This window comes from Microbacterium sp. Y-01 (assembly GCF_003856715.1).
Lineage (GTDB): Bacteria > Actinomycetota > Actinomycetes > Actinomycetales > Microbacteriaceae > Microbacterium > Microbacterium algeriense.
In genome coordinates, this window is the sequence record NZ_CP024170.1 from 802,069 (window position 1) to 819,184 (window position 17,116).

The window sequence follows — 17,116 nt, forward strand, 5'->3', positions numbered from 1 at the left end:
CCCGCGATTGCCTGTTCTCGCGCGCACGCCTGTTCTCGCGCGCACGCCTGTTCTCGCACGCACGCCTGTTCCCGCGTGGGCGGGATCAGGCCGTCCAGCGGGAACAGGCAGTTCTGCTGAAATGCTGCCTGTTCTCCCGCGATTGCCTGTTGCCGCGTGGGCTGCTCCCGCGATTGCCTGTTCTCGCGTGAGTGCCTGTTGCCGCGTGGGCGGGCGGGTCAGCTCTCGCTGGAGACCTCCGCGAGCACTTCCGGCCAGCGACGGTCGAGGAGGCGTCCGCCGAGGACGGCGCCTCCCCATAGGGCGAGAGCGCCGATCGCGAGGCCGAGCACGAGGCTCACCCAGCCGAGCGCGGGGTTCCAGATCGCGGCGATCGCGAACCCGAGGGCGGGAGCTCCCAGGATGAGCGTGATCGGCGACATGATCATCATCGCGAGAAGGGACTGCACACCGCCCGCCGAGCCCCGACCGAAGGGATTGGCTTCCGGGGCGGGAGCGCGTCCCGGAAGGAAACCGCCGACCCACGCGCCCGATCCGGCCGCGATCGCCGTGAGCCCGAGCGCGGCGCCGAGGCTCGCCGGCAGCAGGTCGAGCCGGCCGGCCAGGAGACATGTCGCCACGCACAGCACGGCGGTGACCGGGACGGCGAGGAGGCCGAATCCGAGCAGTCGTCCCGCTCTGTCCGCGGTACCGCGCACGCCGGTGATGACGTGCAGGGCGACGGCGTCGTTGTCATAGGCGATCGACATCTGCACGATGGAGCCCGCGAGGAGCGCGTTGATCGCGGGGATGAGGGTGACGGCCGGCCCGAACCCGATGGCCTCGTCCTGGAGCCCGTTCATGACCGCGATGCCGACGAAGATCGCCGGAAGCAGCAGCATCATCACGATGTTGACGAGCTGTCGCGGGTCGCGGCGGTAGTAGCGCAGGGAGCGGGCGGCGACGGCCCCCACCGGATTCGCCGGGAGCATCCGGTCGAGCACTCCGCCCGACCGGACGCGACCCCCGCCGCTGCTCTGGATCGGAGCGACCAGCCGCGCAGCCAGCAGCCGCTGAGCGAGCAGCCACAGCACCGCGACGGTCGCGACGGCGATCAGCAGACGCAGGCCGGCGATGAGGAGGTCTCCGCCGGCGATGGCTGCCGGGACGCCGAACACGGCGCCCACCGGCGTCCATGCGACGACGTCGGCGACCGTGCCGAAGGCCCCTCCCACGTCGGTCACGGTGGTGAGCGCGCCGATCCCCAGGTTGAGCAGCAGCCCGGAGGAGGCCGCGAGCAGCACGCCGAGCGTCACCACGAGGTCACGGGTGCTGCGGCGCGCCAGCCATCGTCCGAGCAGTCCGCTCACGACGCGGGCGCCGAGCACGCACGTGGCGACCGCCAGCGGGATCGTGATCACGGCGACGAGCAGCGCCGGCAGGCTCACGGACCAGCCGAGGAGCATCAGCACGAGCGCGGTGGTCGTGCCGATGCCGCCGATCGTGGTGGCTGCGGCGACCGTGAGGCCCGGCAGCAGGGACCGCGCGGTCACGGGCAGCAGCGCGAACCGCTCGGGTGCGAGGGAGTCGTCGGCGCTGACCAGGATCGAGCCGATCCACCACCCGAGCACGATCACGGCGCCCGTCAGGACGAGCGCGGTCACCGCGGCATCGGGAGCGGCGAAGCGCAGGGCCACGAGACCCGCGGAGAGCGCGGCGAGGAAGCCGAGCGCGATCAGCCCGGTGAGGATCAGCGTGACGATCATCCACGGATTGCGGCCGAGCTGGTGACGCAGCTGCCGCCACCGCAGACCTACGAGGAGCGCAACCATGCGAGCGTCTCCGTTCCCAGGTCGTGTGCGCCGACGAGCGCGAGGAACCGCTGCTGCAGCGACATCCCCGCACGGACCTCGTCCAGGGGGCCGTGGGCGAGCAGGCGTCCTTCCGCGACGATGGCGACCCGGTCGCACAGCGACTCCACGAGCTCCATCACATGGCTCGACAGCACCACGGTGCCGCCGTTGTCCACGAAGGAGCGCAGGATCTGGCGGATCGTCTCGCCGGAGACCGGGTCGACCGCCTCGAGGGGCTCGTCGAGGATGAGCAGCCGGGGCGCGTGGATGAGCGCGCACGCGAGCCCGATCTTCTTCCGCATGCCGGCGGAGTAGTCGACGACGAGCGTGTCCTGCGCGTCGGACAGTCCCAGCGCGTCGAGCAGGTCGCCGCTGCGAGAGACGACCTCGGCCTCTGGCATGCCCCGGAGCAGCCCGGTGTAGCGGAGCAGCTCCGCCCCGGTGAGGCGGTCGAGCATGCGGATGCCGTCCGGCAGCACGCCCATGCGGGCCTTCGCTTCGGCGGGGTCCTGCCAGACATCCGCCCCGAGCACCCACGCCGTGCCGGCGTCAGGACGCAGCAGACCGGTGGTCATGGCGAGCGTCGTCGTCTTGCCGGCGCCGTTGGGTCCGAGCAGCCCGAGCATGGATCCGGCGGGGACGTCGAGGGACAGGTCGTCGACGGCGACCTTCTGCCCGAACTGCTTGCGGAGCCCGCGGAGGGCGAGGACGGGAGGAGCCGCTGTGCGGTCGGTCATGGCTCCCATCCCACCACGGCGGTGAGGGTCGGCGCATCCGCCGCGAGGGGGACGGGGGAGTGTCGCCGCGCGTCAGCGGTCGAGGCCGGCGAAGCGCTCGATGTCGCTGTTGGTACCCGACACGATGATGAGGTCGTGGTTGGTGACGATCGTGTTCGCCTCGGCATAGCGGAACGGCTTGCCCGGACTCTTCACGCCCACCACGGTGACCTTGTACTTCGACCGGACGCCGGATTCGTTGAGGCCGACGCCGCGGATGAACTTCGGCGGGTACATCTTCGCGAGCACGAAGTCGTCGTCGAAGCGGATGAAGTCGAGCATGCGCCCGCTCACCAGGTGCGCGACGCGTTCTCCGGCCTCGCGCTCCGGGTAGATGACGTGGTTCGCGCCGACGCGGGCGAGGATCTTGCCGTGCGACTGCGAGACCGCCTTCGCCCAGATCTGCGGCACCTTCAGATCGACGAGGTTCGCGGTGATCAGCACCGAGGCCTCGATCGACGAGCCGACCGCGACGACGGCGACCTGGAAGTCCTGTGCGCCGATCTGGCGCAGGGCGTCGATGTTCCTGGCGTCGGCCTGCACGGTGTGAGTGACGCGGTCGGACCACTTCTGCACGAGCTCGAGGTTGTCGTCGATCGCGAGAACCTCGCGGTCGAGGCGGTCGAGCTCTCCGGCGCAGGCAGCACCGAACCGGCCGAGACCGATGACGAGGACGGGAGCGTCGCCCCGGAGGACTTCAACCAACGATCGGCCTTTCCACGGGCAGTGAGTAGTACTGCGTGCGCGATGTCGCGGCGACCGCCGCGGCGAGTGTCACTGTACCAACGCGGCCCATGAAGATGGTCGCGGCCATGACGTAGGAGGCGGAATCCGGAAGCTCTCCGGTGAGGCCCGTCGACAGGCCCACCGTGCCGAACGCGGAGATCACATCGAAGAGCACATGGCTGATGTCGGCTTTGGTGATCTGCGAGATCACGATGGTGGACAGCGCCACGATGGTGGCGCCCCAGGCGACGACGCTGAGGGCGACGCGCTGCACGTCGCTGGGGATGCGGCGTCCGAAGGCCTCCACCGACTGGCGGCCCTTCGCCTCCGACCACACTGCGATCGCGAGCACGGCCAGAGTCGTGACCTTGATGCCGCCCGCGGTCGACGCCGAGCCGCCGCCGACGAACATGAGCATGCTCGCGGCGAGGAGCGACGACCCGTTCAGATCGTCCATCTCGATGACGTTGAAGCCGCCCGACCGCGTCATGGCCGAGAGGAAGAACGCCTGGAAGGTCGTGTCGGCGGCGTCCATCGAGCCGAACGTCTTGGGGTTGTCGAACTCGAGGATGACGAAGACCGCCGCGCCCAGGATGAACAGCAGCACCGTCGTGACGATCGTGAGCTTGGAGTGCAGCGACCAGCGCTTCACATGCCAGACGTGCTTGGCGAGCGTGTAGATGACCGGGAACCCGATGCTGCCGAGGAAGACGCCCACCATGAGCAGAGACAGCACGAGATAGTCGTCGGCGAACACCGCGACGCCGCCGTCGTTGGGCGCGAAGCCGGTGTTCGTGAACGCCATCGCGGCGAAGTACGGCGCCTCCCAGAGGGCGGCGATGGCGTCGACACCGGCCATCACCAGCGCCGGATAGAGCAGCGCCGCGAGGGAGGCTTCGATGATCAGCGCGGACACGGCGACCGTGGTGAGCAGCTGGCCCACCTCGCCGAGCCGCACGGTCTGGCTCTCGTTCACGACGCCGCCGTGTGCCCGGAGCGGGTTCGTGTCGCCGGCGGCCATCAGCTTGGCCCGCAGTCCCAGTCGCTTGGAGATGAGCATGCCCATCAGCGAGGCGAGGGTCAGCACCCCGAGCGCGCCGATGTTGACGCCGATGAACACCAGCACGTGTCCGAACGGCGACCAGTGGTTGGCCATGTCGACCGTCGCGAGGCCCGTGACGCAGATCGTGGAGACGGCCGTGAAGAGGGCGTCGCTCAGGGGGGTGACGGTGCGATCGGCAGAGGCGATCGGCAGTGAGAACAGCACCGTGAAGACCAGGATCAGCAGCGCGAACACGGCGATCGCGAACCGGGACGGCGATGACGTGACCAGGTGCTTGAACCATCCGCCCGCACCGGGGAGACGGTGCCCGGGGGACGACGCCGAAACGATGCCCGACATCATCGCCCCCTCCGTTTCCTGCCTCCACCGCACCTGCGGTCGCACGGCGCCAGTCGCCGAGCCTTCGTCATGGTACTCCGTGGCGGGGACGACTACCCTGAACTCATGACGGACATCTTCGACGTGATCGCGGACGGTACGAGGCGAGACATCCTCCAGCTCCTCCTGCGGCGCACGTCCGAAGGCGAGACCGGCACCAGTGTCAGCCAGATCGTGGCCGATCTGGGGATCAGCCAGCCCACGGTGTCCAAGCATCTGAAGGTGCTCCGCGACGCCGAGCTGGTCACGGTGCGCGAAGACGGGCAGCGCCGGTTCTACAGCCTCGCGGTCGAGCCGCTCGAGGTCGTGGACGACTGGCTCGTCCCGTTCCTGGTCGACGCCTTCGGCGATGACGCCCCGGACATCCAGTACCCCGGAGCGCCCCTGCCGGACGGCGCGGCGCACGCCGCCGAGGTCGTCGGGCGCGCCGCGGCCTCCGCCAAGCACGTCGTCGCGTCGGCCCTCAAGCGTCTGGGAGCCTGAAGCTCCGCGGACTCAGCGGCGGGCGGCCTTGCGGCGGAACAGCCAGGCACCCCATGTCACCGCGACCAGCAGGATCGCGAGGCACCAGCCGATCGCCCACCAGGCTTCGCCGCCCAGGGGTGCGTCGGTGAGGAGTCCGCGGATCGTCTCGACGATGGGAGTGATCGGCTGATGCGCCGCCACCGGCTGCAGCCAATCCGGCATGCTCGCCACGGGGACGAAGGCGCTCGACAGGTAGGGGAGGAACAGCAGGATGAATCCGTACCCGTTCGCGCCCTCCGGGCTCCCCGCGGCCAATCCGATCGCCGCGAACAGGTACGTGATCGCGAGGATGTACAGAGCGATGAGCCCGGTCAGCGCGATCCACTCGAGCGGCGTCGCACGGGGGCGGAAGCCGACGAGGATGCCCACCCCGATCACGATGGCGGTCGCGATGAGGTTCCGCAGCACGCTGGCCACGACATGGCCTGTCAGCACGGCTCCGGCGCGGACCGGCATGGTGCGGAACCGGTCGATGATGCCGGTGCGCATGTCGTTCGCGACGTAGACCGCTGTCGAGGAGGCGCCGAATCCCGCGCACGTGAGGATGATGCCAGGGACCACGTAGTCGACGTACGCCCCGGAGGGGTCGATCGCTCCGCCGAACACCCAGGTGAACATGAGCATGAGCATCACGGGCAGCAGGATGGCCATCAGCAGCGACTCCCCGTCACGGAGCGAGTGGCGAAGGCTGCGGCCCACGAACACGGACTCGGCGGTGAGGCCGCGCAGCCGCGGGCGGGGAGAGGCGGATGCCGGGGCGGTGCGCGGCGCCGCGAGGGTGGCGTTCATGCGAGCTCCTTCTCGGTGCGGTTCGGGGCGGTGGGGGCGGTGACGGCGAGGAACACGTCATCCAGGGTCGGACGGCGCAGCGCGACGATGCCGTCCTCCCCGTCTTCGTCGAGCAGGTCGAGCGCCCGGCGGAGGCCGGCGACGCTGCCGTCGGTGGGGATCTCCCGCCGGATCTCGCCGTGGTCGTCCAGGAGTTCGACGGTGTCGCCGCCCACGCGGGCCTTCAGCTCGGCCGGCGTCCCCATCGCGGCGATCCTGCCGTCGTGCAGCACGGCGATGCGGTCGGCGAGCTGGTCGGCCTCCTCCAGGTACTGGGTCGTGAGGAAGACGGTCGTGCCCGTGTCCGCGAGCATGCGGATGATGTCCCACAGCGCGCGGCGACTCCGGGTGTCGAGTCCGGTGGTCGGCTCGTCGAGGAAGAGCACCTCTGGCGTCACGACGAAGCTGAGGGCGAGGTCGAGTCGGCGCCGCATCCCTCCGGAGAATGTGCGCACGGCGCGCGATGCCGCATCGACCAGGTCGAACTGGGCGATCAGCGCGGCGGCGCGACGCTTCGCGGCGGCGCGTCCGAGTCCCGCGAGACGCGCGAACATGACCACGTTCTCGGTGGCGGTCAGCGCATCGTCCACGGCAGCGGACTGGCCGGTCAGGCTGATCCGACGTCGCACCTCGATCGGCTGATCGCGGACGTCCCACCCGGCGACCAGCGCGGAGCCGGCATCGGGGGACGTGAGCGTCGTCAGGATATTGATGGTCGTCGTCTTCCCGGCGCCGTTCGGGCCGAGGAGGGCGAAGACCTCGCCCCTGGCGACCGTGAAGTCGAGATCGTCGATGACCGTCTTGCGGGTGAACGCCTTGTTCAGGCCGCGCACTTCGATGGCTGTCTCCATCGCGGAACCTTTCTGTGTATGACAAAAACTGTGTATGAGCAACGCAACTGTGTATGACGGTAACACACTGTTTAGAAGATAAACAGAAGTAGAATGAAGCCATGACCGACACCGAGCTCCCGGAGCTGCCTCGGGGCATCGCCCTCGCGTGGGGCGTCGCGGCGAATCCGCAGCGCGGACCCAAGCGCGAGATGAGCGTGGAGAAGATCGTCGAAGCGGCCGTCGAGCTCGCCGACGCAGAGGGGATCGGCGCCGTGTCGATGGCGGCCGTCGCCTCGCGCCTCGGCTTCACCCCGATGTCCCTCTATCGATACGTGACCGCGAAGGACGACCTCCTCCTCCTGATGCAGGAGGAGGCGACCGGCCTCCCGCCCGCGCGCCTGATGGAGGCGGAGGGGTGGCGCGCGAAGCTCATGGCGCTCTACCAGGAGCAGGTGCAGCTGTACCTGCGGCACCCCTGGATGCTCTCCCTGCCGATCACCGGTTCGCCGATCACGCCGAACAGCTCGGCATGGCTGGACGCCGGACTCGCGGCGCTCGAGGACACAGCGCTCTCAGCCGAAGAGCGGATGGCGACCGCCCTTGCGGTCACGGGCCACGCGCGCTGGTGCGGGATCGTGCAGGCGGGGTACACCGAGCAGTCGCGGGGGAGCGGTCTCGCACCGGAAGAGGTCGCGGCCCGCGAGGCGTCGCTGTTCGATCGGGTCATCACGGCGGCCGAGTTCCCCGCCCTCCGGCGCGCGATCGAGGACCAGGTCTTCCTCTCCGAGGCCGACCCGTTCCGGTTCGCGGTGGAGCGGACCCTGGACGGCGTCGCCGCCTACATCGCGGCGCTCGACCGCGGCGAGCCCCATGCCGAACCGTCGGAGTGGATCACCCTCGATCCGGCGGAGATCGCCGGCGATCGGCGCCTCAAAGAGGCGCAGAAGGCGGTGCGGGAGGCGGAGAAGACCCTGCGCGCGGCGCGCAAGGTCGAGCGCCAGGCGCTGATCGACGCCAGGGAGAGGCTGGCACGGGCCAGGAAGTCGGGCTGATCGCCCCGCGCGCCCTCGGTGTTCGCCATGATGTGGAGATGACTGCCGAATACCGAGCGCACTTCGACTTCTCGATCGTCTTCGCCAACGGCGGAGGTATGAGCGGAGACGGATTCCGACTCGACCTTCCCGGGCACGATGTCTCCGAAGAGGACGTCGCCGCCCTGCTCGTCCGCCACCTCGGGCTCGCGCTCGTGAGCGAGGTCGCGCTCACCGACCTGAGGATCGTGGAGGAGCCGCACCGCGGCAGCAGAGGGGTGGAGGTCGACCGCCGCGTCGCGGCCGACACGGTGATCGATCTGAGTCATCCGATCGAGGCGGGGCTCGTGACCTACCCGGGGCTCCCCGCGCCGACGATCACGCCGTATCTGACGCGAGAGGATTCGCGCACCCGCTATGCCGAGGGAACCGAGTTCGCGATGGACGTCATCACGATGATCGGCAATACCGGCACGTACCTGGATGCGCCGTTCCACCGCTACGCCGACGGCGGTGATCTCGCGTCGCTCGACCTGCGGACCCTCGTCGGTCTGCGCGCCGAGGTGTTCCATGTGCGTGACGCGTGGACGTCGGAGGACCGGGGCATCCGAGCCGCGACGTTCGGGGACCGCGACCTGGCCGGATCGGCCGTGCTCATCGACACCGGATGGGACAGGCACTTCGGAACGCCTCGGTACGGCTCAGGGGCACCCTTCTTGACCGAGAAGGCGGCGCGGTCGCTGGTCGACGCCGGGGTCGCACTGGTCGGCATCGACTCCCTGAACATCGACGACACCGAGAGCGGAGGGGAGCGCCCGGCGCACAGCATCCTCCTCGCCGGAGGGACTCACGTCGTCGAGCACCTGACGAGGCTCGATGCAGTTCCGGCCAGGGGCGCGCGGTTCACGGCGGCGCCACCGGCAGTCCGCGGGTTCGGCACCTTCCCCGTGCGCGCGTTCGCCACCGTCGCCGAGTCCCACTGATCACATCAGTCCCACGGGTTTACACGCGTCGCAGCTACCCCATAGAGTGTGCTCATCGAGAAAGGGGTACGTGGGATGCCCGAGGTTCCTGACGTCCGATTCCTCACGGTTGCTGAGGTCGCCGAGCTGATGCGCGTGTCCAAGATGACCGTGTACCGGCTCGTCCACGCGGGCGAGCTGCCCGCTGTCCGCTTCGGACGCAGCTATCGCGTGCCCGAATCCGCTGTGGCCGACGCGCTGCAGCGCCCCATCGCCGACGTCGGCTGACGACGAGCGCCCTCCGGCGGGGACCCGGGTGGGCGACGACGAGGTGTGACAGCCGAGGCCTGCGGGTTTGCTAGACTGACCCGAGGCATTTTCCGTGCCCGTACCCGGATGTCCGAAATCGGCGACATCCAGCCACTGACTTAGTGAGGTTTCCGTGGGTTCTGTCATCAAGAAGCGCCGCAAGCGCATGGCGAAGAAGAAGCACCGCAAGCTGCTTCGCAAGACTCGCCACCAGCGCCGCAACAAGAAGTAAGCGGCCAGACACCGAGCGCCTGTCTTCGGACGGGCGCTTTGTGTCTCTGCCCGCGTGTCCCACCGCCGAGAGGATGTCATGAAGTCGATCACCGTCGCCGAACTCGCCGAGCGCTCCGGCACCCCGCTCATCGACGTGCGGGAGGTGCACGAGTACGCCGCCGGTCACGTCCCCGGCGCCGTGAACATCCCGATGTCGGAGATCGGAAACCGCCTCGACGAACTCCCCGCGGAGTCGTTCGATGTGATCTGCCAGGCCGGCGGTCGCTCCGCGCGTGTCGTCGAAGCGCTCGAGGCTCGTGGCTATGACGCGACGAACGTCGAGGGTGGCACGGGGGAGTGGATCGCGCAGGGCCGCGCGGTGGAGGTGCCTTCGGCGTGGCCACGCTGACCCTGATCGGCAAGCCCGACTGCCACCTGTGCGACGTGGCATCCGAGATCATCGACGCCGTGGTCGCCGAGCTTCCCGACGCGGCCGCCGAGCGCATCGAGATCGTCGAGTCCTCCATCCAGGACGATCCCGCGCTCTACGAACTGTGGTGGGAGAAGATCCCGGTCGTGCTGATCGACGGCGAGCTGCACGCCCACTGGCGCCTGTCGCCGGACCGGCTTCGGCACGCCCTCGAAGAGGCCATCCGGGCCGATGAGTCGACCCTGCAGGAGGAGACCCGATGACGATCCGTCACGTCGTGACCTGGAAGCTGGCCGCCGAGGATGCGACCGAGCGCGCTGCGCAGGCTGCCGAGGTCGCCCGTCGCCTGAACGCCCTGGACGGCGTCGTGCCGCAGCTCCTCTCGATCTCCGCCGGCGCGAACATCGCCTACCCCGACGCCAATTGGGACGTCACCCTCGTCGCCGATTTCGCCTCGGTCGCGGCGATCGAGGAGTACCAGGTGCATCCGGCGCATGAGGAGGTGGCCGGCTACATCCGCTCGGTCGTCGCCTCCCGCGTCGCCGTCGATTTCGAAGTCTGAGACGCCGTTCCGTCGAAGCGGGTACCGGGTTTCGTCCGGTCGATCGCGCCGCACTCGAAACACAAACGTGATACGCGTGAGCCGGATGTCATTGGTCACGCGACGAGCCGCATGTTTAGATGTTCTCCTACCCGTCACCGGGCGTCACCGCCCTCGACTCACAGGAGCCGACATGCCTCGTCGCAACCTCTTCGCCGGTCTCGCCCTCGTGGCGACGGCCACGCTCGCCCTCGCCGGCTGCGCCACCGGCTCCTCCGATGCGGGCAGCAGCGGTGAGCCCGCCGCCGGCGACGAGTACGGCCTGATCGAGGCCGGGACTCTGACCGTCTGCTCGGACGTGCCCTACCCGCCGTTCGAGGTGGAGGACCCCGACTCCGAAACCGGCTACTCGGGCTTCGACATCGATCTGCTCAGCGCGATCGCCGAGAAGATCGACCTGAAGCTCGCCGTGCAGGATGTGGGCTTCGACGCGCTGCAGTCCGGCACGACTCTCGCGGCCGGACAGTGTGACATCGGCGCCTCCGCGATGACGATCACGGACGAGCGCAAGGCGAACATCGACTTCTCCGACCCCTACGTCGACTCGCTCCAGTCGCTTCTCGTGCGTGCCGACTCCGACATCACCTCCATCGACGACCTCGACGGCAAGAACGTGGGTGTCCAGCAGGGCACGACCGGTGAGACCTACGCGGGCGAGAACGCCCCGGGTGCGCAGCTCGTGCAGTACCCCTCGGACGGGGAGCTCTGGCCGGCGATGCAGGCGGGTCAGATCGACGCGATCCTGCAGGACCAGCCCGTCAACTACGTCCACGAACAGGACGACCCCGCCTACAAGATCGTCGAGACCTACCCGACGGACGAGTCTTACGGCTTCGCCTTCGCCAAGGGCGAGAAGGACGAGCTGCGTGAGGCCGTGAACAAGGCTCTCAAGGAGCTTCAGGACGACGGCGGATATCAGAAGATCTACGACGAGTACCTCGCGGCCAAGTGACCGGCGGCGGGAGAGCGGGAGGACCTCGACGATGGCGTTGAGGCGCACCACCAAGAGCAAGCTGTACCGGTACACCGTCTACGCGGTGCTGATCGCGATCCTCATCTGGGCCGTGGTCAGCACGGATTGGGCGAGGATCGCGCAGCTGTACTTCAACCCCGAGGTCGCGGCGAAGATGCTTCCGGGCATCATCACGACCGCACTGGTGAACACGCTGTGGTTCACCGCGGTGGCGTTCCTCGGCGGACTTCTCCTCGGCGTCGTGCTCGCCCTGATGAAGCTGTCGGAGATCGCCCCTTTCCGATGGATCGCGACGTGCTGGATCGAGCTGTTCCGTGGACTCCCCGCGATCCTGACGATCTTCGCCATCGCCTACATCCTGCCGATCGGACTCGGCGTGCCCGCGACGAAACTCGGGGGTCCCGTGGTCCTGGGGCTCATCGGACTCATCCTCGTCGCCTCCGCCTATATGGCCGAGACGATCCGTGCTGGTTTGCAGGCCGTGCCGAAGGGACAGACCGAGGCGGCACGATCTCTGGGCATGTCCCCGATGAAGACCACCTTCTGGATCGTCGTGCCGCAGGGCTTCCGCATCATCATCCCGCCGCTGACGAACGAGTTCGTGCTGCTGCTGAAGGACACGTCGCTGCTCTTCGTCGCCGGCTCCTTCATCTGGTCGAAGGAGCTCACGACCTTCGCCCGTGATGCGAGCACGCAGAACGCGAACGGAACGCCGCTCATCATGGCGGCGATCCTGTACCTGATCGTGACGATCCCGCTCACGCGTTTCAGCGCGTGGCTGGAGCGACGGATGTCGAGGCAGCGATGATCACCGAACTGATTGATGTGCACGCCCCCGCGATCGACGTGCAGGGGCTCGTGAAGTCCTTCGGCGACAACGAAGTGCTCAAGGGCATCGACCTCCGGGTCACCAAGGGCGAGGTCGTCTGCGTGATCGGGCCGTCGGGTTCGGGGAAGTCGACGCTGCTGCGTTCGGTGAACCTCCTCGAGGAGCCGACCGGCGGGAAGGTGTTGATCGAGGGCATCGACATCACCGATCCGGACGTCGACATCGACCGCGTGCGCACTCGCATCGGGATGGTGTTCCAGAGCTTCAACCTGTTCCCCCATCTGAGCGTGCTCGGCAACCTCACGATCGCGCAGCAGCGCGTGAAGAAGCGCTCCAAGAAGGAAGCCGAGCAGATCGCGCATGCCATGCTCGATCGGGTCGGACTGGCGGAGAAGGCCGACGCCTATCCGGGGCACCTGTCCGGCGGGCAGCAGCAGCGCGTGGCGATCGCCAGGGCGCTGTGCATGAACCCCGACATGATGCTGTTCGACGAGCCGACCTCGGCGCTCGACCCCGAACTGGTCGGCGAGGTGCTGCAGGTGATGCGCTCGCTGGCGGATGAGGGGATGACGATGCTCGTCGTCACGCACGAGATGGGCTTCGCGCGTGAGGTCGGATCCCGGCTGATCTTCATGGACGGTGGGAACATCGTCGAGGAGGGCGACCCCCGTGAGGTGCTGGCGAATCCGCAGCATCAGCGCACGAAGGACTTCCTCTCGCGCGTGCTCTGAGTTTCCCCGCCTGGTGTCGCCGAGACCCCGGGCATTCGTCGAGACCCCCGGCTGCAGACGTCTGCAGCCGGGGGTCTCGACGTGAACCCGGGGTCTCGACTCAGCCGCGCGGGGGTCTCGACTCAGCCGCGCGGATGCACGGCGACGGGCTCGGGAGCGATCGCGATGCGGACCCGGTCGCCGAAGGACGGGTGGATGCCGGGGGCGTGCTGCACGCGGACGAGCTCTCCCGACTCCGTGCGGACGAGGGTGCGACGCATGCTTCCGAGGAAGGTGCTCTCCTCGACCAGCGCATCGGCGGCGGCGTCGGCCTCGGACGCGAAGTAGACGTTCTCCGGACGCAGGTACACGTCGACGGGACCGTCGGCGGGAGACTGCAGCGGAAGCCGCTGTCCCCACACCATGACGTGATCGCCCTCGGCGACGCCCGACACGACGCTCGACAGACCCACGAATGCAGCCACTCCGGCTGTCGACGGCTTCGTGTACAGCTGTTCCGGGGACCCAATCTGCTCGATGCGACCGGCGTTCATCACCGCGATCCGATCCGAGACGGCCAGCGCCTCCTCCTGGTCGTGCGTGACGAACACGGTCGTGATGCCGAGCCTCAGCTGGATGCGGCGGATCTCATCGCGCAGCTGCACGCGCACCTTCGCATCGAGCGCCGAGAGCGGTTCGTCGAGCAGCAGCACCTTGGGTTCGGTGACCAGCGCTCGTGCGAGTGCCACACGCTGCTGCTGCCCTCCGGAGAGCTGGTGCGGGAACCGATCGGCGAAGTCGGCCAGCCCGACCAGCGCCAGAGCGTCGACCGCGCGCCGCGAGGCCTCCGCCTTGCCGACGCCGCGTCGCCGTAGACCGAATGCGGTGTTCTCGGCGACCCGCAGGTGCGGGAAGAGCGAATACGACTGGAAGACCATGCCGATGTCGCGCTTGTTCGTCGGCACACGAGACACATCGCCGCCGCCCAGGAGCACGGCGCCCTCGTCCGCGCCTTCGAGGCCGGCGAGCACGCGCAGCAACGTGGTCTTGCCGCAGCCCGAAGGCCCCAGGAGGGAGACGAACTCACCGGGCGCGATGTCGAGGTCGACCCCGTGCAGCACCCGATTGCCGGCGTAGCTCTTGACGATGCCCTGCAGCTCGACACGGGTGCCTTCGCCCGCCTGAGCGAGCAGCAGGTTGTCCTTGGTGCGCGGCAGCGCGTGGTCGAGGGTCATGGGCGGGCCTTTCCGGAGCCGCGGGCGACGCGGCCGATGACGAGGAGCAGGAGGAAGACGAACACCAGCGCGAGCAGAGTGAAGATGGCCGGCGCGTAGGGGTCCTGTTTGTTCACGACGACCATGGCCGTCTGGAACACCTGGCGGTTCAGGAGCGAGGCGATCGTGAACTCTCCGAGCACCACGGCGATGGAGATCAGCGACGCCGCGAGCAGACCCTGACGCAGGTTCGGGGCGAGCACCTTCAGCACCACGGTCGGCCAGCTCGCGCCGAGCGACCGCGCTGCCTCGGAGAGCGTCCGGAGGTCGGCCGCGTCGATCGACGCCTGGATGGACCGGAACGCGAACGGCAGCACGGTGATGCCGTAGGCGAAGGCGAGTGTCCACGTGCCGGTGCCCAGCGTGCGACCGATCTGCAGATAGATCGGTGCGAGGCCCACCACGAGGACGATCGCCGGGATCGAGATCGGCAGCAGCACCGCGAACTCGAAAGCGGGCTTGAGGTTCGGGAAGCGCAGGTTGACGAGGATCATGGTCGGGGCGAGCAGCAGCAGCACGATGGCGACCGTCACCACGGCCAGCACCAGCGAGTTGCCGAGACCGGTCCAGATCGGCTTGAGGGTGGCTGCGGCCGCCGGATCGAACAACGCGATCCAGCGTGCGAAGGACAGTCCGCCGGCGGGGTCGCGCAGGGTGAACAGGAACGTGGACACCAGGGGCACCGCGAAGAACGCGCCCACGAGCACGCCGATGATCCACCTGGTCGTGCGGGAGGGCGCGAGCCGGTTCACGACTGCCACCTCGCCGCACGTCGCTGCACGAGGGAGTACAGGGCCATCACGACGCCGACGATCACGATCATGCCGAGCGCCAGGGCGCCGGCGAGGTTCTCCCGGCCGAGCACCGTCTCGCTCGTGAGCGCCGTGCGGATCTGCAGCGGCACGATCTGGGCACCCTGGCTGGCGAGAGCGGCGGCGGTGGCATACGACGAGAACGCGTTCGCGAACAGCAGCAGCAGGCTGGCGAGGAACGAGGGCGCGAGCACGGGGATGCCGATGCGCAGCCAGAAGCTCGTGCGGGTGCCGCCGAGCGTGAGGTTCGCCTCGGCCCACTGCGGCTTGAGAGCGGCGAGGGCGGGCATGAAGGTGATGACCATGAGGGGGATCTGGAAGTAGAAGTAGGGGAGCACGAGGCCGGGCAGCTCGTAGAGCCAGGTGCCGTTCTCGAAGATGTTCACGCCGAACGTGTCCTTCAGGAACACGGTGACGACGCCCTGGATGCCGATGGTCGCGATGAAGGCGAAGGCGAGCATGACGCCGCCGAACTGCGCGAGCACACCGGCGGCGGCATCCACCGCCGAGCGGGTCCGGCCTTCGGGGTCCATGCCGAGCAGCGCGTAGCAGACGAGCGCGCCGACGAGCGCCCCGACCACGGCGGTGAGCAGTGACAGGCCGGCGGAGTTGGCGAAGGTGTTCAGCACGACCGGATCGGCGAGCGCCGCCACGTTCGTCCAGGTGAACGAGCCGTCCTTGGTGAAGAAGCCCGAGCCGATCGCGAGGATCGTCGGCACCGCGAGGAACAGCACGACGTAGGCGGCGAAGGGGACGAGGCCGAGCCAGGCGAGGGACGGAGCGGGCCGCCGGGCCCTCGCGCGTGGCGAGGGCCCGGCGGCCGTGGCGGGGGCGGATGCCGTGGCATCCGCCCCCGGTGCGGTGAGGGTGGTCACTGGACCGCCGCGGCCCACTTCTCGCCGAGCAGCGTGCCGGCGTTCGTCGACTGCTCCTCGGTCGGGACCACGGTCTCCTCCGGAGCCTCAGGGAGCGCAGCGGCGAGGTCGGCGTCGATCGTGCCCGCCTCGGTCATCGCCTCCATGCGCACCGGACGGGCGCCGCCCTTCAGCCACAGGTTCTGCACCTCGTCGCTGTAGAGGAACTCCTGCCACAGGCGAGCAGCGGCCGGGTGCGGGGCGTCGGCGTTGATGGCCTGGTTGTAGTACCCGGCGTAACCGGTGCCGTCGAAGACGACGACCTTCCAGTCCTTGTTGTCAGCCGTGTGCGAGGCGTTCAGGTAGTCCCAGTCGAACACGACGGGCGTCTCGCCGCTCGCGATGGTCGCGGTGGTCACGTCGACCTTGAGCAGGTTGCCGGCCTTCTGCAGCTCGGAGAAGAAGTCGATGCCCGGCTGGAAATCGTCCAGCGTTCCGTCGGACTGCACGGTCGCGAGGCCCACCGCGGCGAACGCGGCACCGGCCTGGGTCGGGTCGCCGTTGATCGCGACGGCGCCCTTGTAGTCGGCCGAGAGCAGGTCGGACAGCTCGGCGGGAGCATCGAACTTCGAGGAGTCGTAGCCGATCGACATGTATCCGCCGTAGTCGCCGACGAAGAGACCGGTCGGCTCCTTCAACTCGTCGGGGATGTCGTCCCACGTCTCCACCTTGTAGGGGGCGAAGGTGTCGGTGTTCTGGAGGGCGACCGTCAGACCGAGATCGAACACGTCCGGGGCGGTGTCGAGTCCCTTGTTCGTCTCGGCGGCCTGGATCTCCTCGGCGCTGGACACGTCCGGCGAGGCTTCGTTGATCGTGATCTCGGGGTACTTCTCGGCGAACAGGTCAAGGATCTCGCCGTAGTTCGCCCAGTCGCGGGGAAGGGCGATGACGTTGAGCGATCCCTCGGCCTTGGCGGCGGCCTCGAGGTCGGCGAACGTGCCGAAGTCGGCGACCGAGGTCGCCGCCGCGGCGTCCACGTCGGAGTCGCCGGAGCCCGAGGCGTCGGCCGCTCCGGAGCAGGCCGTGAGTGCGAGTGCGGCCGTGGTGGCCAGGGCGATACCGGCGCCGATGCGCGCGCGGCGGGTGAAGCGAGCCAT

The 17,116-nt window shown here is 68.7% G+C and carries 21 protein-coding genes; 11 read left to right on the forward strand and 10 right to left on the reverse strand.

What is annotated here, in order from left to right:
- Nucleotides 1-218 precede the first annotated feature (218 nt).
- From CSX12_RS03685 to CSX12_RS03700, 4 genes are all read right to left on the reverse strand, one after another.
- Entirely contained in the window at nucleotides 219-1,811 is a 1,593-nt protein-coding gene (locus CSX12_RS03685; protein WP_124894894.1) for a hypothetical protein, read from the reverse strand.
- Nucleotides 1,793-2,569: an ABC transporter ATP-binding protein gene (locus CSX12_RS03690; RefSeq protein WP_124894895.1), complete on the reverse strand. Its 777-nt coding sequence runs from the start codon at nucleotides 2,567-2,569 to the stop codon at nucleotides 1,793-1,795. Before CSX12_RS03690 ends, CSX12_RS03685 begins: the two co-directional genes overlap by 19 nt.
- 72 nt (nucleotides 2,570-2,641) lie before the next feature.
- Nucleotides 2,642-3,313 (reverse strand): TrkA family potassium uptake protein, encoded by a 672-nt coding sequence (locus CSX12_RS03695; RefSeq protein WP_017204620.1) that lies wholly within the window; start codon nucleotides 3,311-3,313, stop codon nucleotides 2,642-2,644.
- A complete protein-coding gene (locus tag CSX12_RS03700; RefSeq protein ID WP_026050012.1) occupies nucleotides 3,306-4,736 on the reverse strand; it encodes a potassium transporter TrkG in 1,431 nt (476 codons plus the stop codon). Before CSX12_RS03700 ends, CSX12_RS03695 begins: the two co-directional genes overlap by 8 nt.
- A gap of 105 nt (nucleotides 4,737-4,841) precedes the next feature.
- Here CSX12_RS03700 and CSX12_RS03705 point away from each other — a divergent pair, with 105 nt between their 5' ends.
- The gene (locus CSX12_RS03705; protein WP_017204622.1) at nucleotides 4,842-5,258 is read left to right on the forward strand and encodes a metalloregulator ArsR/SmtB family transcription factor; all 417 of its coding nucleotides are present in this window, start codon (nucleotides 4,842-4,844) and stop codon (nucleotides 5,256-5,258) included.
- Between the two features lie 12 nt (nucleotides 5,259-5,270).
- On the opposite strand, the gene CSX12_RS03710 is transcribed toward CSX12_RS03705, so the two are convergent.
- Together CSX12_RS03710 and CSX12_RS03715 are read right to left on the reverse strand one after the other, a co-directional pair.
- Nucleotides 5,271-6,089, reverse strand: a complete 819-nt coding sequence (locus CSX12_RS03710) for an ABC transporter permease (protein WP_124894896.1) — start codon at nucleotides 6,087-6,089, stop codon at nucleotides 5,271-5,273.
- Nucleotides 6,086-6,979: an ATP-binding cassette domain-containing protein gene (locus CSX12_RS03715; protein WP_124894897.1), complete on the reverse strand. Its 894-nt coding sequence runs from the start codon at nucleotides 6,977-6,979 to the stop codon at nucleotides 6,086-6,088. Before CSX12_RS03715 ends, CSX12_RS03710 begins: the two co-directional genes overlap by 4 nt.
- Nucleotides 6,980-7,080: 101 nt before the next feature.
- Here CSX12_RS03715 and CSX12_RS03720 point away from each other — a divergent pair, with 101 nt between their 5' ends.
- The 10 genes from CSX12_RS03720 (at nucleotide 7,081) to CSX12_RS03770 (ending at nucleotide 13,040) form a co-directional block, all read left to right on the forward strand.
- Complete coding sequence (locus CSX12_RS03720) at nucleotides 7,081-8,013, forward strand: TetR/AcrR family transcriptional regulator (protein ID WP_017204625.1); 933 nt, start codon at nucleotides 7,081-7,083, stop codon at nucleotides 8,011-8,013.
- Between the two features lie 38 nt (nucleotides 8,014-8,051).
- The gene (locus CSX12_RS03725) at nucleotides 8,052-8,975 is read left to right on the forward strand and encodes a cyclase family protein (protein WP_124894898.1); all 924 of its coding nucleotides are present in this window, start codon (nucleotides 8,052-8,054) and stop codon (nucleotides 8,973-8,975) included.
- Nucleotides 8,976-9,050: 75 nt separating this feature from the next.
- Nucleotides 9,051-9,242, forward strand: coding sequence for a helix-turn-helix domain-containing protein (locus CSX12_RS03730; RefSeq protein WP_017204627.1), 192 nt, complete (start codon nucleotides 9,051-9,053; stop codon nucleotides 9,240-9,242).
- Between the two features lie 154 nt (nucleotides 9,243-9,396).
- Nucleotides 9,397-9,495 (forward strand): AURKAIP1/COX24 domain-containing protein, encoded by a 99-nt coding sequence (locus CSX12_RS03735; RefSeq protein ID WP_003792170.1) that lies wholly within the window; start codon nucleotides 9,397-9,399, stop codon nucleotides 9,493-9,495.
- A gap of 78 nt (nucleotides 9,496-9,573) precedes the next feature.
- The gene (locus tag CSX12_RS03740; RefSeq protein WP_124894899.1) at nucleotides 9,574-9,885 is read left to right on the forward strand and encodes a rhodanese-like domain-containing protein; all 312 of its coding nucleotides are present in this window, start codon (nucleotides 9,574-9,576) and stop codon (nucleotides 9,883-9,885) included.
- Nucleotides 9,873-10,169, forward strand: coding sequence for a glutaredoxin family protein (locus CSX12_RS03745; RefSeq protein WP_124894900.1), 297 nt, complete (start codon nucleotides 9,873-9,875; stop codon nucleotides 10,167-10,169). The genes CSX12_RS03740 and CSX12_RS03745 overlap by 13 nt, the downstream gene beginning before the upstream one ends.
- Nucleotides 10,166-10,468: a Dabb family protein gene (locus CSX12_RS03750; RefSeq protein WP_124894901.1), complete on the forward strand. Its 303-nt coding sequence runs from the start codon at nucleotides 10,166-10,168 to the stop codon at nucleotides 10,466-10,468. Before CSX12_RS03745 ends, CSX12_RS03750 begins: the two co-directional genes overlap by 4 nt.
- A gap of 172 nt (nucleotides 10,469-10,640) precedes the next feature.
- On the forward strand, nucleotides 10,641-11,459 hold the full coding sequence (locus CSX12_RS03760) for a basic amino acid ABC transporter substrate-binding protein (RefSeq protein ID WP_124894902.1): 819 nt from the start codon (nucleotides 10,641-10,643) through the stop codon (nucleotides 11,457-11,459).
- A gap of 31 nt (nucleotides 11,460-11,490) precedes the next feature.
- Nucleotides 11,491-12,288 (forward strand): amino acid ABC transporter permease, encoded by a 798-nt coding sequence (locus CSX12_RS03765; RefSeq protein ID WP_017204631.1) that lies wholly within the window; start codon nucleotides 11,491-11,493, stop codon nucleotides 12,286-12,288.
- Entirely contained in the window at nucleotides 12,285-13,040 is a 756-nt protein-coding gene (locus CSX12_RS03770; RefSeq protein ID WP_017204632.1) for an amino acid ABC transporter ATP-binding protein, read from the forward strand. Before CSX12_RS03765 ends, CSX12_RS03770 begins: the two co-directional genes overlap by 4 nt.
- A gap of 122 nt (nucleotides 13,041-13,162) precedes the next feature.
- Here CSX12_RS03770 and CSX12_RS03775 read toward each other — a convergent pair whose 3' ends face one another.
- From CSX12_RS03775 to CSX12_RS03790, 4 genes are read right to left on the reverse strand one after another with little or no spacing between them, the layout of a single operon-like run.
- The gene (locus CSX12_RS03775) at nucleotides 13,163-14,254 is read right to left on the reverse strand and encodes an ABC transporter ATP-binding protein (RefSeq protein ID WP_017204633.1); all 1,092 of its coding nucleotides are present in this window, start codon (nucleotides 14,252-14,254) and stop codon (nucleotides 13,163-13,165) included.
- Nucleotides 14,251-15,045, reverse strand: coding sequence for an ABC transporter permease subunit (locus CSX12_RS03780; RefSeq protein ID WP_124894903.1), 795 nt, complete (start codon nucleotides 15,043-15,045; stop codon nucleotides 14,251-14,253). Before CSX12_RS03780 ends, CSX12_RS03775 begins: the two co-directional genes overlap by 4 nt.
- A complete protein-coding gene (locus CSX12_RS03785) occupies nucleotides 15,042-15,980 on the reverse strand; it encodes an ABC transporter permease (RefSeq protein ID WP_164479531.1) in 939 nt (312 codons plus the stop codon). The genes CSX12_RS03780 and CSX12_RS03785 overlap by 4 nt, the downstream gene beginning before the upstream one ends.
- Nucleotides 15,977-17,116, reverse strand: a complete 1,140-nt coding sequence (locus CSX12_RS03790; RefSeq protein WP_017203769.1) for an ABC transporter substrate-binding protein — start codon at nucleotides 17,114-17,116, stop codon at nucleotides 15,977-15,979. Before CSX12_RS03790 ends, CSX12_RS03785 begins: the two co-directional genes overlap by 4 nt.